Here is a 22403-nt window from a genome sequence, read left to right as displayed (position 1 = left end):
TAACTATAAAATGCATACTCACTCTTGCTTGTGGTTTGATAAAGGCTATAAAAATATTTGGATGCCTTATACTCAAATGAAAAATACACCTTTGCCATTGAAAGTCAAATCTGCCAGTGGATGTTATATAATACTAGAAGATGATACTAAATTACTAGATGGTATATCTAGTTGGTGGAGCGTATGTCATGGATACTCACACCCTCATATAGTAAAAAAAATACAAGATCAAGTTGCTCAACTATCTCACGTTATGTTTCCTGGATTAGCACATGAGCAAAGTTACACATTAGCATCACGTCTTGCAAATATGTCTCCACAGAAAAAAATGGAAAGAGTATTTTTCTCAGATTCTGGATCAACTGCTGTTGAAGTGGCAATGAAGATGGCAGTACAATTTTATTCTAATATGGGTGATACTAATAAATGTCACTTTATTTCCTTTATTCATGGATATCACGGAGATACTATGGGATGTATGTCAGTATCTGATCCAGAAAATATTCATGGAAATAAGTTTAAAAAATATCATCCTTCACAATTTAGAGTGCTCTTACCACAAAATAAAAAAGAAATAGAAAATTTTCGAAGTATAGTCCATTCTATTAAGGATAGTACTGCTGCTATAATTTTAGAACCAATATTACAGGCAGCAGGTGGAATGTTACTTCATCAACCAAGTATTGTGAAAGAAATCTATGATATAGCACATGATAATAACATATTATTTATTGCAGATGAAGTTGCTACAGGTTTTACTAGAACTGGCAGAATGTTTGCATGTGATGAAGTAGGGATAGTCCCAGATATTATGGTAATTGGTAAAGCTTTAACAGGTGGGTTTTGTACTTTATCAGCAACTTTATCTGTACCAGAAGTTTATAATGCATTTTTATCAGATAATATAAACGATGCTTTTATGCATGGTCCAACTTTTATGGGAAATCCATTAGCTTGTGCTGCAGCAAATGCTTCTCTTGATCTTTTCGATATGGGAGATGTAATACAAAAAGTTGCTATAATTGAAAATCAGTTAAACTCAGAATTAAATATATTTAAGCAACTAAATTATGTTGTTGATATCAGGGTAAAAGGTGCTACCGGAATAATAGAATTAGAAAATAATTTAATTAATAAAAACCATATTATTAAAAAAGGCATTGAATCAAATATATGGATACGCCCATTAGGAAATGTAATATATGTCATGCCACCTTTTATTATAAATACTAATGAACTTTCCCAATTAATAAAATCAATATATTTGATACTAAAACACAATATATAATTACATTATTAATAATTAACTATACATAAACTTACAGCAGCATATGTAAGATTATTTACTATACAAATATAAATACATGTTACTAAATAAGACATCAATTTTCGTATTATTCAATGACTATCATAACATAATAAATAATCACAAAACTTATTTTAAGTATCACATAAATAGTTTTTATATTTCTATATATATTATATTTATACTTTATATCTTAAAATCACAGAATTTTTCATCTATACTCATTAATACTAGATAATAACTTAATATATTAAATATTAACAAAATTGACATTGATATCGTGAAGATTAATAACAGGTAAATAATATCTATTTTATATTTAACAATACCTGCTTATAATTTATTATTGTCTACCTGATAGAAAAAGTTAAAGATACCATAATAATATACATCATTATAAAAATTCATATATACTTACCTTTTTAACATACTAAATACATATATCTTATCTTCTATATAAATACACGTATTATTAAATATTTTGTCTATATCTTTTCCTATATGTCAATACATAATGAATATAATAACTACTATTAAAAGAAGTACTCTAAACAATTAATAGATGTTCATCTAGATACCACTTGGACATATATAATAAATTGTGAACTACACGACTTAATATAATATTTCATCATACATCCATAATGTGATATTCCCTATTGGCAATACAAATATTATATTTATATTCCACAATAATACAATTAAGTGTTATTAGTACTATATATTTTTATAAAGAATAAAGCACATAATAAATATTTATATATTATATAAAACAACTACATTATAAAATATTCTATAATGTGTATAAATTAAGTACTTCTTTACATATATCAAAACATAATATCTACAATCCTAATTTACAAAAATACAAAGCTATAAAAAAGCATTAACCACTGATGTATTCAAAAATATTCACGTCTCAACACCAACCGCACAATAGTAATCTTTTGAACATAATACACATTACACAACCACTTAAACATAGCACCTCAATATTTAGGAATACAAACCCTCGATTAATAATTACCCTTACTCATAAATATAAGACATCAAATTATACAGATAAGTATATTAATATATTAAAAAATCTCATGATAATCATAATTATTTATAAAATTCTAAATTATCAAAAAAAAAAAACATACAGAACCATGGCTTGTTAAATATCTAAATTAATTATTTTTAGTAGTTATATATCATATAACTAGTATTAATATCTTAGATATTACACTTGTTTTTTTGTATCAATAAGTAATATACTATACTTATACTATATTATTAAGTAAGGTGTGTTTATGGATACGTATTGTAACATATTTGTTTATACTATTGTTGCTTTTTTTATTTTGTTAGCTATATTGATATTAATATCTCTTTGCCTAGCAATTAAAGAACAAAAAAAATGTGACAAAATTTTAAAAAATTCACAAGAGAGAATTAACTATAATAATGATTATATAAATTATTACAAAGGTTTGTATAAAACAACACTTCAAGAGTTAAATCATTTAAAAAAAGTACATGATGCAAATCAGACATCAGATAAAAATAATTCTGTCCAGTCATCTAGTACTTTTAATAATTTGGAAGATGAAGTAAGATACTATCAACAGGTATATTCTAGCGCAATTCAAGATATAAAAAATCAAACAGAGCAAAACTGTGAGTTACGTTTTCGTGTTAGGGAGCTTCAAAAAGAACTGACTAGTCTTCAGAATAAAATAGAAGGCAGTACTACTGTAACTGATTTAACCATTAATAGCTGTGAAAAAACGCCTAAAGGATACCATCATCAGCAAAAATAATTTATGATAACAATGTATATAAAATACAATAAGTTAATAATCAATTATAAATTTATTGATTATGTTCTGTATTATTATACTTGCAATAATATCTATACATTTTTTACAGAATCTTAATTAGATATATGGGGTATTCTATATATAAAGTATTAATGTATAACAGTCATGCAATGCCAATTAAAAATATCCATGACTCAAGAAATAATTAATAACATTATACAATAGAATACCCTTGATATAATATATATTATAAATGCAATAAATTATGTTATGAAATGTACTACTGACAAATAAGATATGTAATCAGATACAAAATACCCATATAAAAATATAAATTATAACATAATTAATATATATGTTTTTGATCTTAAATATAAAAAATTCATCTACTAATTCTTTATAGAGAAATACATTTTACTTTCAAAATATCAATAAACTTCTGCCATAGTATCAAATACATAAAATATTATTGACTAATACATTGTAAGTATTAAGATTCTGAATAACATGAAAATACATTTATTCATCATTTAAACACATTAAAGTCGTATTTCCACCTAAAGCTGTAGTATTAATACTAATAACTTTCTCTGTCAAAAATCTATGCAAATAATATGGTCCACCAGCCTTAGGCCCAGTACCTGATAATCCTTGTCCACCAAAAGGCTGTACACCCACCACTGCACCTACTTGATTTCTATTAACATAAACATTACCAACATTTATATTATCAATAATATTATCAATATTACTTTGTATTCTACTTTGCACAGCAAATGTTAAACCATATCCTGTATTATTGATTTCTGTTAAAATTTTATGTAAATCTCCTTTTTTGTAACGTATTATATGTAATATTGGACCAAATACTTCCCTCTTTAACTGAGATATACTTTCTATTTCATATGCACATGGAGGGAAAAAATATCCTTTATCACAATCTTCACCAAGATTAACTTTACATAATAATTTTCCTTCTCGTGACATTCTATCTGCATGAGCAAATAACATTTCACGTGATGCATCGTCTATAACTGGACCTATATCAGTTTTTAAAAGCATAGGATCCCCTATTACTAAATCCTCCATAGCACCACAAATCATTTCAATTTGCTTATCTGCTATCTCTTCTTGCACAAACAATACTCTCAATGCTGAACATCTCTGCCCTGCACTTTTAAAGGCTGATGCTATTACATCATTTGTAACTTGTTCTATAAGAGCTGAACTATCAACTATCATAGTATTTAAACCACCTGTTTCAGCAATAAATGGAATAATGGCACCTTCTTTTTCTGCAATAGCTTGATTAATAATTCTTGCTGTTTCAGTAGAACCAGTAAATGCTACTCCTGCTATTTTCTCATTCTTTAATAATACTTCTCCTAACTCTTTTCCATGACCTAATAATAAATGTAATACTCCTTTTGGAACACCAGCATCATATAGTAACTTCACTGCCTCATAGGCTATTATAGAAGTTTGTTCAGCAGGTTTAGCAAGTACTGTATTTCCAGTTATCAAAGCTGCAACTATCGGACCAATAAATATCGCTAAAGGAAAATTCCAAGGAGATATACATATAAATACTCCTCTACTTCTAAAGTAAATATAATTATCTTCTCCAACAGGACCAGGTAACTTTTTTGAATCCCCTAATTCCTTCTTTCCCATAGCAACATAATAACGTAAGAAATCAACAGCTTCCCGCACTTCTGCAATAGCATCAGATATAACTTTACCGCCTTCTCTGATTAATAACACTATTAGCTTTGCTTTATTTTCCTCTATTAGATCCGCTGCTTTTTCTAATATTGCAGCACGATCATAAACTGACATGCTACTCCATTCTTTAAATGCATCATATGCTATATCCAAAGCTGAAACTGCTTGTGTAGCATCTGCAAATGATACTTCCCCTACAACATCTTCAGAATTTGATGGAGAGAATACTTCAATAGCTTGACTACCTAATTCTTCTCCATTAATAATCGATAGTGCTTTAAACTTATGTTCTTTATATTCTTTCATTTCTTCATTAAAATTAACTAATGTAACAGAATCAGTAATATCAATACCCGCAGAGTTAATTCTTTCATCACCAAATATATCCTTTGGTAAGGATATACTAGGATGAGGCATATATTCAAATGACTTTGCCTTTTCTAACGGATCCTCTATTAATTGATCTAGAGTTATATTACTGTCATTCATTTGATTAATAAATGAGCTATTTGCTCCATTTTCTAATAACCTTCTAATTAAGTAAGGAAGTAAGTCCTGATAACTTCCAACAGGAGCATATACCCTACATTTTATATTCGCTGCCATCTCTTGTGTAACATATTCATATAGACTAGTACCCATACCATGTAATCTTTGAAACTCAAAACCAGGATGATCCTTGTCTGCTATTTCTAATATTGTAGCCAATGTATAAGCATTATGTGTAGCAAAACATGGATAAAAAGTATTTTGCTTTGTTAAAATCTTATATGCACATGCTAAATATGATACATCAGTATACACTTTTCTGGTAAAAACCGGATAACTGCTTAACCCTAATTCTTGTGCATTTTTTATCTCATAATCCCAATATGCACCTTTCACAAGTCTAATCATCATTTTATGAGATGACCTTACAGCTATATCTTCTACAAAATCCAATACTGAAAATGCTCTTTTCTGATATGCTTGTACAGCCAACCCAAGTCCTTCCCATCCATCTAAACTACTATCAAGGCGCAACTTTTCAAGTATCATTAACGATATTTCTAATCTACTTGCCTCTTCTGCATCAATACATACACGAATATTGTTTTGTTTTGCCAATCTACATATACTTAACAATTTATCTACTATTTCATCCAATACTTCATTTATCTGTGAAAACTCATATCTATTATGTAATGCTGATATTTTTACTGATATCTCATCATGATCTACCAAATTTTCTGTAACATTATTTATAGACTTTCCAATACTATCTATTGCTTTCATATATTCAGTAAAATACCTTTCTGCATCCTTTTTTGTCTTAGATGCTTCTCCTAATATATCAAAGGAGTATAATTCACTTTCCTTCCTATTTCCAATTGCTTCTATTATATCTCTTCCCTTTATAAAATGCTTACCCAACACATACATAGCCTGTTGTACTGCCTTTCTAATAATAGGCTCACCCATTGTTTTTATCAGATTATTTATAGTACTAAACCAACGCGTACTATCATTAGTATCTTTTAAAACTCTCCCACCTATAAATAACCCCCAGGTTGCAGCATTAACAAACATCGATGAAGAGTTACCTATATGATTACTCCACATACTATTTGCTATTTTATCTTTGATTAAATCATTAATTGTACAATCATCCGGTACCCTCAGTAAAGACTCTGCCAAACACATCAGTGCTATGCCTTCTTCATTTGACAAACCGTATTCTTGCATAAATGCATCTATTATTCCTAAATTTCTTCCTCCTCTTATTTTTTCTATTATCTGTTTTGCAACACTATAAATCCTAATCTTAGAATCTTGAGATATTTCTGTTTTCTCTGTCAAATATCTTGCATAACTATTCTCTTCTGTACGGTACAATAGCTGCATACGTCTACGTATTTCATTAGGCACCTGTAATGCACTTATCATTTTTTACATCTCCCATAATATTTACCTGCAACAGTAACATTGCTACCTAGTGATAAAAAAACACCTAAGTAATATTAACTAAAAAGTTACTAACTCAACATATTAATAAAAAATCAAGTATTCTGTTTACCATAAATATTAGTAACATTCTACAAAAATCAAGTAATTACTTATAAAATACTCCACCATATGCATATACTTATATTAATATACATTACCTTCTAGTAGAATGATACAATCTTAATATCTATAGATTACAACAAGCAATGTTCCAAACATTGAGTAGCACTAATACTACCCTAATGATAATAAATGTATACTTGTATATAACTTAATATACAAACTTGCTACTTTAGTTTCAAATCACATTTATTTATATACCTGAAAACAATAATACAAACTTCCTATACTCAAATCTGCAATTACGATATAAAAGTCAAACGTAAATTTAGTAACTATTATAAAATTATTAAGCAAGTAAAGTATATTTTAAACCTAATATATTATAAATACAATTACATACATAACATAGATAGTGTAACAACGCATTAATTATTTACAACTGTTTTATTAGTATACTTAAAGTTGTATTATGATCCATCATTGCTTGTAATACAATATTTTACATTAAAAAATATGTAATCTTTTGTTATATTCTAAAGTATTGATATTAAATCAATTTAACTATTTACATGATAAATAAATAATGTAATTTTATATTTAAATAATGATTTTAGGTCAAATATGTTTAATCTTTTAGGAAAAAAATTCCTAATCACTGGAGCATCTGGTGGTATTGGCCAGGCAATTACCAAAATACTACATGAAGCAGGAGCTGTACTATGTATATCAGGGACAAGAGAATCAATATTAGAAAAAACAGCAGCTCAATATTCAGGCAATATACATACATTAACATGTGATCTTACAAATAATGAACAGATTAATACTCTAATTGATAGTTCTTGTAAGATAATGGGAGGAATAGATGGTATAATATGCAATGCAGGAATAACTTTAGATAAATTATTATTGCGTACATCTGATGAAGATTGGAATAAAGTCATCAACACAAACCTAACAACAACCTTTAAACTAAATCGTAGTGCATGTCGTGCAATGTTAAAAAATGGCCATGGTAGAATAATTAATATTTCATCAATTGTAGCATTAACTGGTAACCCAGGGCAAGCAAGTTATGCTGCTTCTAAAGCTGGAATGATAGCAATGAGTAAATCTATAGCAAAAGAATTTGCAACTAAAAATATCACTGTAAATTGCATAGCACCAGGTTTTATATCAACTCCAATGACAGATGTTTTATCAGAAGAACAACGTGCTAATATCATGCAACATATACCTATGCAAAGGATGGGAACACCAGAAGAAATAGCATCTGTTGTATTATTTTTAGCTAGTGATGCAAGTAAATATATTACAGGCCAAACCATACACGTTAATGGAGGGATGTTAATGTGTTAATATCTATAATATGTCATGCTTAAAATCAAAACATTCAATAAAATATTTCATTGCATTATGTGCTAATGTTACATATTTTAGTGTATTTCTTTTTGCAATATTTATACAACTAATAAACATTCCATCTAAACTTAGCGCTAGAGATCTGTTACTTATTAATGTACTAATGGTATTATTAGCACGTATTGCACTATTCTCATTAGCATTATATGAATTAAAATCTACTTATTCTAAGATCCAAGAAAATTCTTTAGAAAAATACAAAAAAGTAGCATATACAGCTGAGCTTATTAGTACAATAGTTGCAATAATAATACAAGCAGTTGCAATCAATAATATAATACTTGGTGATGTAGAAATAGTATCAACTAATAAATCAGTAATTCATACTAAAGGAGCTGTAGATTTTACCTGCATATTAATAAAATTATTAATATCTGCACCATTATTAATGTATTTCAATTACCGTAGAATGAAAGACCCTAATATGAATGATCATAAAGGTAAATTGAAAACTTTATTCTATCTTTCTATCGCCATATTTATCACCAATTTTATAGCATTTGTTGGAAAAATAATTAATGTATTAGAACAAACTCAATCTTTTTCATTGTTTAATATACAAGGTAAGAACAACAACGGGCCTGATAACTTTCCTCTTGGGCCAATGATTAGAATTCTATGTATTGTAGTAAGTATCATTATATTAACAATTACATTTACTATTGAATCATTTATAAGTTCAACCCTTAATGAATGTGCGGCACACCTAATACCTAATGTAACCACAGAAAAAAAAGTGGCTAAGGAGGGATTCGAACCCACGACACAAAGATTATGATTCTTCTGCTCTGACCAACTGAGCTACATAGCCATTAAATGGTAAATAATCCTATAGCATAGGTTTAAATTTATTGCAATACATATATTATTAATATAAAAACTATAAATTATACGTAATGTTTTAGCGCATTCAATAATCTATAGCAGTTTTTACTTATAATGTTAAATTAATCAAATAGAAAGTATATCTATCTACTTTTTCCTAGATTATTCGTAATCTATTTTCTATATAAATATTATTTTATATGTTATTATATGAATATAAGATTTCTAATTTATCAATGAGTTATAAGAACTGTTATAGTAATACTAAATAATTAACATTCAAGAAAATACATAAAAAGCTTATATGTGTATATATACTAATATAATACCTAATGTTTTAAAAAGAACATAAATAGATAACATAATATATTAAGTTAATAAGTATCTCATAATAGAACACATATTAACTTATAATATTTTATTAAGTAGAAGATTATATTCTCTTTACTAATTCCTCTAATTATCTACATAAGTAAAAACATAAAATAGGTCATATCTTAATAAGAATTAAACATTATTCATACTTATATTATAACTAGTAAATTTAATACAATCGCATATATATTATATATTTAATCTGTTTATTTTAATATAAATATTGACTATTTTACATAATTTTTACCAAATACTTTATATTAAACTCAAATACATTATATCCATTATGCTAATAATTTTAATGAATACTTAGAAAAGTCAAATACCACTAAATACTATATACATTAATAAATCTTATATGATATGTTATCATTTATATATGTATAATTTCAATAACATTTTTTACTAGCAGTATACACGTTATTGTATATTACAATATGTTATTATATTTTAATACATGATTATTAATACTATTACTTTTATTAAAATTCACTAAGAATAAATCATATAAAGAAGAGCATAACACATATATGTTATCTCAAATACCTAGTAACATACCAGTAAATTCTTCTAATCAAAAACTTATGATAACAATTACAATAATATTGCATATATAACATTAATTATGTGATATTAAAACAGTAACTATAATACATAGCAAAATAATAAAAATATACAGATCTATATACTACTTTAACGTCTTTTTAATTTATCAAAAAAACTTATTGATCTTATAATCCTTATGATATTATTTACCATGTTTGACATGATATAAAAAAACTACATGCAACGTATAGTAAAAAAACCTAAACATTTTAACTATCCAAAAATTCATTTAATAACCATAGTAATATTATTAGCAGTTTCTGATATACTAACTATAATAAAGTTAATACCACATACTTATGAACACACAAAAAAAATTATACCACTATGCAGCATAGTATTATCAGTTTCCTTTATTTTATTGTATTCTATATACATACTTTATAATTTAAATATAATAAAAAGCCATCTACAACAGAAAATAACATTTTCAAAAAAATCAATATGTTCACATATAGGATTCATAGGAGAATCAGCAAGTTTACTTGGACTAAATATCATTTCAATTATATTAACTATAACATCATCAAATAACCAAAAAATAATGATATTAAGTTCTATATTAAGCATGTTATCTTCAATATTCGTTATAGGATATGCTACAATCGCACTTAGTACAGACCTAGAAAAACATAATGATTTAAAAAAAACAAATCAATCAACTAAATATACGATATGGTCGATAGGGAATTGGATTACAGGATTAGCTATATCAATTATAAATATAGGTGTTATAATTTCAGGTTATTTTATAGAACATAAATCACCTGAAATTTTTAAAATTATACTACTTACAACATATGTATTAATTATTAGTTCAATGCTTATAATGAAAAATTCTCAAAAGAATACAGAATTACTAGATAAAAATACAAACACTAAAGAAAATTACATCATTAAAGATATACAACTTGCAAACTCAACAACACCACTTTCAGTTTCTATAAAGAGAGATTTATAATCATTTAAAGTAAATTTTTAAAAATACTATTTAATAATAACATATAACGCTTCTAATTCATAATAAATTACCATAACAGTACCAATTTTAAGAAAACAGTTATTTAACACCTGCAATAATCAAAAAATACAAATGATAGTTATATATAATAAAAGTTACTTTGACAGATATAATACAATCAATATTATTACTAACTCTATATTAACACTAGCAACTTTAACACAAGTATAAAAACACATTATTTTACTTACTGATTTATCGATAATAATGTTTACATTTTACCAAGTAGGCTCTTGAAGTATGTTTAGAATAGCAAAATGGTATGTAATTATATGATAATAAAATAATAAATACATAATCACTGTTAGTAATATAAATAATCAAATTAGGCAGCATATATTAAGAAAAATTCTTTTGTAACTACAAGAAAAACATAATCAATGTTATTCAAGTTAATATTAACTTGTATTTTAATATAGTTTGTACAAATATGCTATTTAACTAGTTGATTTTATTAATTATTAATATTCACTTATAAAGGCTAACAAACTGATATGCACATCTTATAAAAAATACATACACACATATACTATTATGTGTAATGAATTACAAAACTAATAGTTATGATTTTTAATATAAATCTATATGAGTTATATAGATTTATTATTATACTAACTACCTTACTTGGCATTTATTATGTTAAAAATAGTAATATAAATAAGTAATTTATATATTTAGTTGATTTATAATACTATTAATATAGTACGTATAATAACAAAATACATAAATAATCAAACTATCAGCATTTTACACCAGAATGCTTTTGATAAAAACAACAAAATTAAATAATACCTGAGCTTACTAATAAATTAATTTATAACAAAAGTACTTACATATAGCATTAATATAAACCTATAGTCTATTAGTTACTTAAAAACATTAATTTACATAAAAAAATATACTCAGGATAATCTTATATATGCTCATATGTAAATAGTTTAAAAACTTTAATAATTTAGGAAAAATATCACAATAAATATACTCCTATAATATTTTATAAATTAAAGTAATATATAAAATATTACGTATAACACTATGTTTTGATACTCTTAATTTATATTTTACTAATATAATTAATAATTTTAATTATATCCTATATAAATATTATTAGACACATTACTTAAGTAAAAAGAACATTTATAATTCTATTTACTACTTAGCAGATTGTGTCATTGAATCTTCAAAAGTACTATAAGTATCAATTAATAAATTATTAACTGCCAATTTAAATTATAAATATCTGCATAAGAATTAAAGGATAAAATACATCAACTGTAAATTTACATAAGCTTCCTTATATAACATGTTGTAATTTTTACACACAAACATTAAAATGAGCTTTCTAATAACTGTAAAAAACTTTAACTACTACTTATTATTTGATACTATATAAACTAGTTAATAAGAATAACATTAAAACTCATCATAATAAAGCTTATAAATTAAAGTTTTATTTCTATAAATTAAGATCACATACAACTGGAACATGATCAGAAGGCACATTTAAACCTCTTAATCCATCATGTACAACACAAGATGATACTTTATCCATTGCCTGTGGAGATAATAATAACATATCTATCCTTAATCCTTTATTTTCTTGCCATGAACCAAATTTATAATTCCACCAAGTAAACTGTTTTTTATCATTGTTTAATAGACGAAAAGCATCAAAAAACCCCGTATTTATAATAGAACGAAACTTTTCTCTTTCAAACTGATGACAACATAATTTACCATTCATAATTTCATATGAGTACATATCTATAGGATATGGTGCTACATTATAGTCACCACCTAATATACAAATTTCCTCTTTTTTAAGCAAAAAAGACATATACTCTTTTAATTGATCAAAAAAACCAAGCTTGTATTGAAATGCATCAGATTCAACACTTTGGCCATTAGGAACATATATACTACCAACACGAATTTTAATACCGTTATATAAAATAACACACTCTAAATAACGAGATTCCTCACAATTGTAAGTAAAATCTTCTGATCCTAGTTCACAACAAACATTAGAAGTCCCATATAATGAAAAAATATTAGTCACAACTTCTTCAACTATAGGATATTTTGTTATTATAGCTACTCCATTTCTAGCTTTTTGTCCATGTACATAATAATTATATCCCAATGACTTTATTTCTAGAGCTGGAAACTGATCATTCGTACATTTTATTTCCTGCAACAGTGCTATATCAATATTATAATCTGTTAACCAAGTACATAAATGATCTATTCTTTTTCTGATAGAATTTACATTCCATGTTGCTATCCTTAACATAATAAAAAACTAAGTAAAATAGTGAGCATTAATATCAATAAATCTACGGGTTAAATCACATGTCCATACAGTTGTATTAAAATTACCAGTATTAATACAAACATCAATAAGAATGTTATTACCCTTCATATAACTATCAACATAACTTTTATCATATACACTACTAATTTCACCATTCATTACTATAACATTATCTCCTATTTTTATAGATATTCTATTCTTATCTAAAGGTTCACCTGCTTTTCCTATAGCCATTACTATCCTTCCCCAATTAGCATCTTCACCTGCTATAGCTGTTTTTACAAGAGGAGAATTCGCTATTGAAAATGCTAATTTTCTTGCAGATTCTAAGGAAACAACCTTATTGACATTAATTGTCACAAATTTAGTTGCTCCTTCTCCATCTTTGACAATCAAATGAGCCATCTCTACTAAAACATCTTTTAATGCTATTTTAAAATCATCAATCAATTGATCATCAACAGAACATATTTGCTTATGATTAGCTAGATTAGTTGCAAAAATCAATACAGAATCGCTAGTTGACATATCACCATCAACAGTAATACTGTTAAATGATATATCAACATATTTTTTTAATAGTCTTTGCAAAACATCTGATGTAATATTAGCATCAGTAAATACATATGCTAACATAGTTGCCATATTTGGAGCAATCATCCCAGAACCTTTACATATCCCATTGATAGTTACTTTTTCTCCACCAATAAATACTTCTTTTGTAACCATTTTTGGAAATGTATCAGTCGTAATAATACTTAACGCAGCATCACGCCAAGAATTCTCACTAACAGACCATATACCATTAATAAGAACAGACTTAATTTTATCAATAGGTAAAGGAACCCCTATAATTCCTGTAGAACAAAAATATACCTCATTAGTAGAGCAAGAAAATTTCTCTGCACATAATGTTGTTATTTCTTCCACTACCTTATACCCATTAGCACCTACCGCAACATTAGCATTACCAGAATTAACAATCAAAACTTTTGCTTTACCATAAGAAATAATATTTCTACAATGCTCAACATTACTACTAGCTGTATAAGAGTTTGTAAAAACACCTGCTACACTGCTTTGATCCTGCATTTCGACAACCAAAAGATCAAGTTTACCAGAAGATTTAACACCAGAAGAAAATGAATATAAATTAACACCATTAATTTTAGGCATAACAGGAAATTTAGTAGGAGCAAGAGGAGATATAGAAAAACCACTTGAAGTATATGAAGAATTTTTAGACATATCTTACCATAGTAAAGAATCTTATTTTCTTAAGTTATACGAAGTATTTCGTATAATACAAGAAAGTTATTTAACAAAATAACACAGATAAAAATAAAATTTATATACAACTTTTTTTATAAAAATCACGTTTTTTATGTCAGGCAGCTATATCCTTTTTATTACCATACACAACCGTAATTTACTACTCTCAAAGATACAAATTTAAAATCAAAGTTATATTAATGCATAATATCTATAATATAAATACTGAAAACTAGCATTATATAAAATACCTAAAAACATGACATTAAGTTAGTTTAATTATATACAAGTAAGTTAATAGATCACTAATAAAAAAAACAACAAAGTAACTTACCATAAAAGTATAAAATATTAAAGAATTATCCAAATATCTATTACACACCATTAACAGAAATTTTCCTATAACATAATTTAGCCCAACCTTATACGCTTTAGTATTACATATTTCATAAAATTTAAAACTCTAACAATGTGTACATAATAACTATTTAATATACATAATTAGTACACACTTACTTAACTTGACTCATTTAAAATAATATCTCACTTTTAGTAATCCATAATAATAATCTTACTAATAATATATTCTAATCCTTATACAACATTAACCATAGTATTAGTAAACTTTTTGAATAATAGAGTAATTAAATAAAGATTTAATTTAGTTAATAAAGATGATAAATTATTGAGCTATAATTGCTATATGTGTTCCATCTTATCTATAAAATTTAGGAATAATACCATAAATCTTCTAGGAAGATAATACTTTCAACTAATATTCAATACATAATAATCAATATTATATACCTCTTAAAGCTGTACTTTATATAACTTTAATTTAATGAATAAAGTTAAGCCCATAATTCATAGAATGAATATCTATTATCAGTATCTTTATTTCTAATTTTATAACATTTTATCTAAAAACTTACAGAGTTAAAAAGAGTTATTAAATATGCACCATCAAAGCTATTTAAACAATATAATGGTTATTTACAAGATATAAAACAAGATATATAAAGTTTTACATTATTTTCTTATACAGAAAAAAATTATAAAAATGATACGATCTTAACAACATATTATTACAATAACTTACTCACTAAAATATAAGATGATTAAAAATTTATTGATATCACGAATACTCAACTTATATCAATTATAGTGAATGTTGTTAACACAGTAATACTTAATGTAACAAATAGAGTTTTAATAATGGATTCAAAGAAATTTCATATCTGTTATATACTAAATAGTAAAAAAATTGAGTCTCTTCTAATATACTAATTATTTATTTAGTAAACACTATAAAATTAATGATAACATACTTATAACAAGGTAGAAGAAATTTATCTGTATGTTACCATGTCATGACATTTCATTACAGTCATTCAAATAAACTAATAACATGTGCATATATTAACAGATATTATATGTACAAGTAGATTATACTGCTCTTTAAAAAGACTTTACAATAACTATATAATATCTGTATATAAAAACACTTACTCTAACTAGAATAAGTTTAACTTATTGGAAATAAAGAAAAAACTTATAATAAATCATTATATATTAATAACTCTCTAAAGTTTAGCAAATATATTTTAAGCAAGTTCTGTTATTTTGTTAACTATTACTATTATCAGCATGTATATAAAAAAAATACTAGAATAACACATTTAAACCAAGAAATATCGTATGAGAATTCAATTGAAAATCTTGAAAGTTATACATAACAGTATTCCCATCTTCATCAGGAATCCTATCTGTTTCATATTTCCAATAATTCTTTAAATAATTATACCCAATACATACATCTATCTTACTATTATAAATATAACACACTCCTATTTCACTTTGCATACTTATACCATAATAAGTTGATAAACTACTTTTAAATCCCTGATAATTTAGTAAACCTCCAATACCAACTCCATAAGTGAAATATCCCCTAAACTTATCATTAAAAACATAGCTATATCCAACATTAATAAGAGTTGTTATAGCATTAATTGTAAGTATATTTTCTGCTTTAGATAAAGATACATTATGATTAGTAATCCTCTGCAAAATATTAAGTAAATCGATATGTTCAAAATTTGATAATTTATTTATCATAGGTCTTATATTAGCATACCTCATTTCAAGATCACAAAACAAACCATTTTGTAATTTATATCCAATTGCAACAGCAAAATCTGGACTTAATCTTTCATAATTCACATATTCTGATTTAAAACTATCAGAATAATTAATACCTAAATTATAATTTCCTTTTATATAGACAGAATTAGATGATGCATCAAAACTGAATAACATAAATGTTATACTAATAACAAAATATATTGATTTTTTCATAAAAATATTTAACATATTAATTTTATATTAAAATACTATTAACTCATATCAGCAAGTCAATATAAAAATGAAATATTGAAAATAATACAGTAACAACACTACTTAATTAATAACAAAATTGATAAAATACACCTACATTAGGAACGTACTAATATACTCTTGTTATGTTTTATCAATAAAAGTTATACAGTATATGTATGTAAGATTAAAAATATAATGGATATATTTTTAATTAAATAATTATATACTAGAAATTCAATATATTACATTATATAAATAATACTACATATAAAAATTCATTAAATACCGAAAAAAAATCTAATAGATTTTAAATAATAACAAAATACTATAGATCTATAAATAGAAATTCAGTATATTACTCATAATAATTAAATCAATATATTGAATTACAGACATGTAAAATCTATAACTACAAATATCTTTAAGTAAACACACTATATACTTTCTAATACTGCATATAGTAAAAAACCAATCATATTTATGTGATATTAAAACTACAGTACCATATTTAGTATTTATATCAGAATATTATATGTCATATTAAAATTACAAGTATTATATAATTCAATATTACTGAATTAAAAAACAAATTCTAACCCAAACATTAATACTGAAGAACCTAAAATACGAAAACCTACTAAACCAGGATTATCTTCTTTATTAGATACAATATAATTCACAATATATCTATACCCAGTATACATAGCAACATTAGAAAGTAACTTATATTTAATGCCAACCATAGCTTGCATTAAAATATTATTATCTAAAGATTCACTAGTATTTTTCAATAAGTGACCAACAATATTTTGTACATTAACACCAGATCCTAAATATACTGAAAGATTTTTTATACTAAAAAAATTGCCAATATCATAATATAAGTTAAATAAAACTTTATAATTATTACTATCCAAATATGATTTTTTATCATTTAATAAATTACTACTAACAATTTCTTTCTTAGTAATGTATATAAACTCTAACTCTGTCCTAAAATTATTTAAAGACGCACTTGAAAATATATACCCTAACGATAATCCTAAATTATAACCACGTATATTATTTATATTAAAATCAAAATCAAAATATCCCTGTCCAGTTTTAAACTCCAACATTTTACTATCATATCCATAGGCACCTCCAATATAAAAATTACCTATAGAACTTTTTTCAACATTCTTAGCAAACGCAGAATAACTACAAAATAATAATAAAAACGTAATCTGTAAGTATAAAATAACTCTCATTGTACAGCTAGCTACATTGTATGATATAGTATATCACTATACTTAATATAGTAAAAAAAACAATATAAAACCTAATAAATTGTTAGATACAGGCTAATAATAAAATTAAGTTGTCATAATAATAAAAATACAATATATGTTACGTGTGTATTTTTATTTTATTTATTTATGAAAAAAATAGTTCTAGCTTATTCTGGTGGGTTAGATACTTCTGTTATATTAAAATGGTTACAAGAAAATTATAATTGTGAAGTAGTAGTATTTACCGCAGATATAGGACAAGAAGACGACATGTCTGTTATTCAAAAAAAAGCAGCTGCGTTAAATGTAAAGGAAATTTTTATAGAAGATTTAAAGGAAGAATTTGTTAGAGATTTCGTATTCCCTATGTTTAGAGCAAACACTATATATGAGGGATATTACCTACTTGGAACATCTATAGCAAGACCATTAATAGCCAAAAGACAAATTGAAATAGCTCATCTTACAGGAGCAGATGCTGTAGCACATGGTGCAACTGGAAAAGGAAACGACCAAGTAAGATTTGAGTTTGGATATTATTGTTGTGATCCAAACATAAAAGTAATTGCTCCTTGGCGTCAGTGGGAATTAACATCAAGACACAGTCTTATAGAATATGCAAGAAAAAATAACATAAATGTTCCTTTAGATAAAGTAAATGAACCACCATATTCAATAGATGCAAATTTATTACATATCTCATACGAAGGAAAGTCTCTTGAAGATCCATATGTTGAACCAGATTATACTATGCTTTCCAGATCATTGACACCAGAGCTAGCAAGTAGTATTCCGGAATACATAGAAATTACCTTTGAACAAGGAGATCCAATAGCAATCAATGACATATCACTTTCACCAGCTAATTTATTACATCAATTAAATAAGATTGGTGGAAAACATGGTATAGGAATTGTTGACATAGTAGAAAATCGTTACATAGGAATAAAATCAAGGGGAATATATGAAACTCCTGGAGGAACAATTCTTCTACATGCACATCGTGCTATAGAAAGCATAACATTAGATAGAGAATCTGCTCATCTTAAAGATGAGATTATGCCAAAATATGCAAAGTTAATATATAATGGTTATTGGTGGACTACTGAAAGGAAAATGCTACAATCATTAATAGATAAATCACAAGAAAAAGTTAATGGAACTGTACGCATAAAGCTATATAAGGGATCAGTTATAGTTGTAGGTCGTAAATCTAATAATAGCTTATATTCATATAATTTAGCAAGCTTTGATAGTGAATCTCAGGGTTACGATCACAAAGACGCAGAAGGATTTATAAAAGTTAATTCTTTAAGGTTAAAAAAATCTTAATTTATTTCTACTATTTTTACATCCTTTACTACACATCTAAATACACAAAAAACATTATATTAAGTAGCAAAACGTAACACTTAAATAACTAAAGCTTAAGAAAAGCATAACATACTTAAATATGCTATAAACTACTAAAATTATACATATTTATGGATATGAAAACCCAATAAATACATAATTTAAAAATTCAAATATCTAATACATAACTACTATATATACTAAATAAAGATAAAACAAAAGAAATACAACACATTACTTGTAATAAAAGCTCTACATTTGATACAGTGAATATATTTTTATTGTTAATAATGATTTTTTTTAGAAATTAACCTACAACATAGATATGAGAATAAGAAAAAACCACTTATGTATAATTATCAATAATTTAATCTAAACTGGCAGAGGAAGAAGACCTTATACTTATCCTGTCTTGTTCAACTCCTTCAACTAAAGCATCATTAATAAGCGGTGCACATTCTTCACTAGATGATGAAGACTCCTTACCATGAGAAGCATGCGATTTTCCACAAATTTGAGATAGAAAAATCATAGATAAAACACATGCATATCCAACAAAAACAAAAGTTTTTAGAAAGATAGCAGTATGATGATCATGACTAAAATCCAATACTTCAAATAATACTGTTTCATATAAAAAATTATAGATACCAAGCGATATAAATAAAGCACTATTCAATATTGCCCATTCAGCATAAAAATGCTCTTTAGTTCTTTTAAAAGAAGAAACATCATTTTTTTTTGTATTGTTATTAAGTACAGAGTAGTGCTCAGTATGTCTTTTGAACATAACAGATCCATACGTAATAGAAAAAAGAGAAGCAACAAGACTAGAAATACGAAGACCAAGAAACACACCATGACCATGTGATAGCTGAAGCCCTAATATTAATAACGCAGTTGCTATACCTAAAAATGATAGAGATTCACCAATAAATCCAGCAGAAATTATTAATCCATCCTTAGCATCTTTTGAGTACTTAACACCTCCACTTTGTAGTTTCTCACGTCTTATATTCTCTATATTTAGAGCATTACACGTAATATTAATAAATTGTGCAAGAAAAGATATACATGATATTATTACAAGGAGTATATTAGAAATATTTTTTTCGCCATATAACATCAGAATAAAAGCAGCAGTTAATAATATCAAATAAAAAATTGACATTAATAAGTAAGTAGTCTGCCCAGTATGTATCATATTTTTATCAAACAACTTACTTGCCTTCTTAGCAGTACGTTTATTAGCAGGATTAACAAAATTTGGCCTTACCATAACAAGCTCCATCATCAAATAATAACACTTAAGGAAATATAAGAAATATACAAAATCTTACAAGTAATAAACTTTATGATTTTTATATAAAACATACCATTTTTAAACATTAAAATTATTTAACTAACATTATAAAGTACTGGATAGGATTAAAAAAATCACACACTTATCATCTATACAAAACCACAAGTATTTTTCTAGTTGAAAGAGCATGAACTAATAATTCATTCATGTATTTATATACATTTTTAGATTATACTTCTAGTTTGATAAGTTATAAGTATACAATCTAAATAATACTTATATAAAATGGTTTTTTCAATCAGTAAACAACTATAAATAACTAAAACCCTTAAGTTAACATTTTAATGTTATTACTTCACATTATTATTCTATTATCTGTATACTGGAAAATGATTCATTATTTAACTCTTGAAAGTGTCTTTAAGTAAACCAGTGGTATGATTATTGATTAAGAACAAATGCATGGAATTTGCAAAAATTATGTAGATATAACCTAGGTTAATCAGATGTGATAAAAGTACTATAATGTAAAAAATTCAATATATTAGTAAAAACAGTGGCTTTATATAGAAAGAAAACGTAAGTCATTATAAGATTGTGCAAATACTTTTTTAATAATTACATAAATCAGAAAAAGACTAACCTATATTTTTAATATAGTTGTAAAACTTCTAATATAAACATTACATGCATACACAACATGTTCTCTAATATAAATACAAAAAAACAAAATAAACTAATACTTTCGTAAACTTATATAAAACAACAAATATATACATCTTAAGTAATGAAGAAAGTATTGCTATACTTTTTAGTATGTATTAGATCATCAATGAACAATCAAGTAATAAATAAAGTATTTACCATAAATAGTAAAAATACAAATAATAAAATAACAACAGGATATGAACTATTTTATCCAAAAATTACAAGAAAATTAACAAAATACTTTTGTACACTTATATAGGTAAAGTTATAAATGAAACATCACACAAGATGTTATTTAGTGATATATGTAATGACAAGAAAAATTGTTCTCTAAAATTAATCACTGGAAAGATTGTGATAAATGATATTTTTTCTCGTCCATGTGTGTACAAAATAAAAATTATTATATAAACAAAAAGAAAAGTACTTTGCGATATTGTAATACAACACATTAACAAAAATAAGAGCCTTATATAAACTTTAATTAAAGATCAATACTAACATAAGGACAGCAATTATATGCAGGTTACTAACAATATAGACAAAAAAACTATAGTAAAAATACAGCAAAGAAAGTTGCGGGGACTGGATTTGAACCAAGCGACCTTCAGGTTATGAGCCTGACGAGCTACCAGACTGCTCTACCCCGCATATAAAATATTTAAGTCG

General features: G+C 25.6%; 12 protein-coding genes and 2 tRNA genes. 5 read left to right on the top strand and 9 right to left on the bottom strand.

The window, feature by feature from the left end:
• Nucleotides 1–10 precede the first annotated feature (10 nt).
• Nucleotides 11–1288, top strand: coding sequence for an adenosylmethionine--8-amino-7-oxononanoate transaminase (locus tag ERUM_RS02115; RefSeq protein ID WP_011155069.1), 1278 nt, complete (start codon nt 11–13; stop codon nt 1286–1288).
• Nucleotides 1289–2601: 1313 nt separating this feature from the next.
• Entirely contained in the window at nt 2602–3111 is a 510-nt protein-coding gene (locus tag ERUM_RS02110) for a hypothetical protein (RefSeq protein ID WP_231837245.1), read from the top strand.
• Nucleotides 3112–3630: 519 nt separating this feature from the next.
• On the opposite strand, the gene putA is transcribed toward ERUM_RS02110, so the two are convergent.
• Nucleotides 3631–6762: a bifunctional proline dehydrogenase/L-glutamate gamma-semialdehyde dehydrogenase PutA gene (gene putA, locus ERUM_RS02105; RefSeq protein ID WP_011155067.1), complete on the bottom strand. Its 3132-nt coding sequence runs from the start codon at nt 6760–6762 to the stop codon at nt 3631–3633.
• A gap of 744 nt (nt 6763–7506) precedes the next feature.
• On the opposite strand from putA, the gene fabG reads away from it, so the two are divergent.
• A complete protein-coding gene (fabG, locus tag ERUM_RS02100; RefSeq protein ID WP_011155066.1) occupies nt 7507–8244 on the top strand; it encodes a 3-oxoacyl-[acyl-carrier-protein] reductase in 738 nt (245 codons plus the stop codon).
• A gap of 597 nt (nt 8245–8841) precedes the next feature.
• Here the strand turns inward: fabG and ERUM_RS05155 are convergent.
• Entirely contained in the window at nt 8842–9069 is a 228-nt protein-coding gene (locus ERUM_RS05155; protein ID WP_179850767.1) for a hypothetical protein, read from the bottom strand.
• Nucleotides 9045–9118: transfer RNA gene (locus ERUM_RS02090), tRNA-Met, on the bottom strand. Before ERUM_RS02090 ends, ERUM_RS05155 begins: the two co-directional genes overlap by 25 nt.
• 1173 nt (nt 9119–10291) lie before the next feature.
• Here ERUM_RS02090 and ERUM_RS02085 point away from each other — a divergent pair.
• The gene (locus ERUM_RS02085; RefSeq protein WP_011155064.1) at nt 10292–11074 is read left to right on the top strand and encodes a hypothetical protein; all 783 of its coding nucleotides are present in this window, start codon (nt 10292–10294) and stop codon (nt 11072–11074) included.
• Between the two features lie 1516 nt (nt 11075–12590).
• Here ERUM_RS02085 and xth read toward each other — a convergent pair.
• The 4 genes from xth to ERUM_RS02065 all read right to left on the bottom strand — a co-directional run bounded on the left by xth (nt 12591) and on the right by ERUM_RS02065 (nt 18349).
• Nucleotides 12591–13427, bottom strand: coding sequence for an exodeoxyribonuclease III (xth, locus tag ERUM_RS02080; protein WP_011155063.1), 837 nt, complete (start codon nt 13425–13427; stop codon nt 12591–12593).
• A 9-nt stretch (nt 13428–13436) separates the two neighbouring features.
• Nucleotides 13437–14696, bottom strand: a complete 1260-nt coding sequence (argJ, locus tag ERUM_RS02075; RefSeq protein WP_011155062.1) for a bifunctional glutamate N-acetyltransferase/amino-acid acetyltransferase ArgJ — start codon at nt 14694–14696, stop codon at nt 13437–13439.
• Between the two features lie 1689 nt (nt 14697–16385).
• Nucleotides 16386–17039 (bottom strand): outer membrane beta-barrel protein, encoded by a 654-nt coding sequence (locus ERUM_RS02070; RefSeq protein ID WP_231837244.1) that lies wholly within the window; start codon nt 17037–17039, stop codon nt 16386–16388.
• Nucleotides 17040–17677: 638 nt separating this feature from the next.
• Nucleotides 17678–18349: an outer membrane protein gene (locus tag ERUM_RS02065; RefSeq protein ID WP_011155060.1), complete on the bottom strand. Its 672-nt coding sequence runs from the start codon at nt 18347–18349 to the stop codon at nt 17678–17680.
• A gap of 168 nt (nt 18350–18517) precedes the next feature.
• On the opposite strand from ERUM_RS02065, the gene ERUM_RS02060 reads away from it, so the two are divergent.
• Nucleotides 18518–19702 (top strand): argininosuccinate synthase, encoded by a 1185-nt coding sequence (locus ERUM_RS02060; protein ID WP_011155059.1) that lies wholly within the window; start codon nt 18518–18520, stop codon nt 19700–19702.
• A gap of 388 nt (nt 19703–20090) precedes the next feature.
• Here the strand turns inward: ERUM_RS02060 and ERUM_RS02055 are convergent, their stop codons facing one another.
• Both ERUM_RS02055 and ERUM_RS02050 read right to left on the bottom strand, forming a co-directional pair.
• Nucleotides 20091–21017 (bottom strand): hypothetical protein, encoded by a 927-nt coding sequence (locus ERUM_RS02055; protein ID WP_011155058.1) that lies wholly within the window; start codon nt 21015–21017, stop codon nt 20091–20093.
• A 1293-nt stretch (nt 21018–22310) separates the two neighbouring features.
• Nucleotides 22311–22385: transfer RNA gene (locus tag ERUM_RS02050), tRNA-Met, on the bottom strand.
• Nucleotides 22386–22403 lie beyond the last annotated feature (18 nt).

Source organism: Ehrlichia ruminantium str. Welgevonden (assembly GCF_000026005.1).
In the GTDB taxonomy this organism is placed as follows: Bacteria; Pseudomonadota; Alphaproteobacteria; order Rickettsiales; family Anaplasmataceae; genus Ehrlichia; species Ehrlichia ruminantium.
Note: the sequence above shows the minus strand (reverse complement) of the source record. Positions and strands in the feature narration are given on the sequence as shown.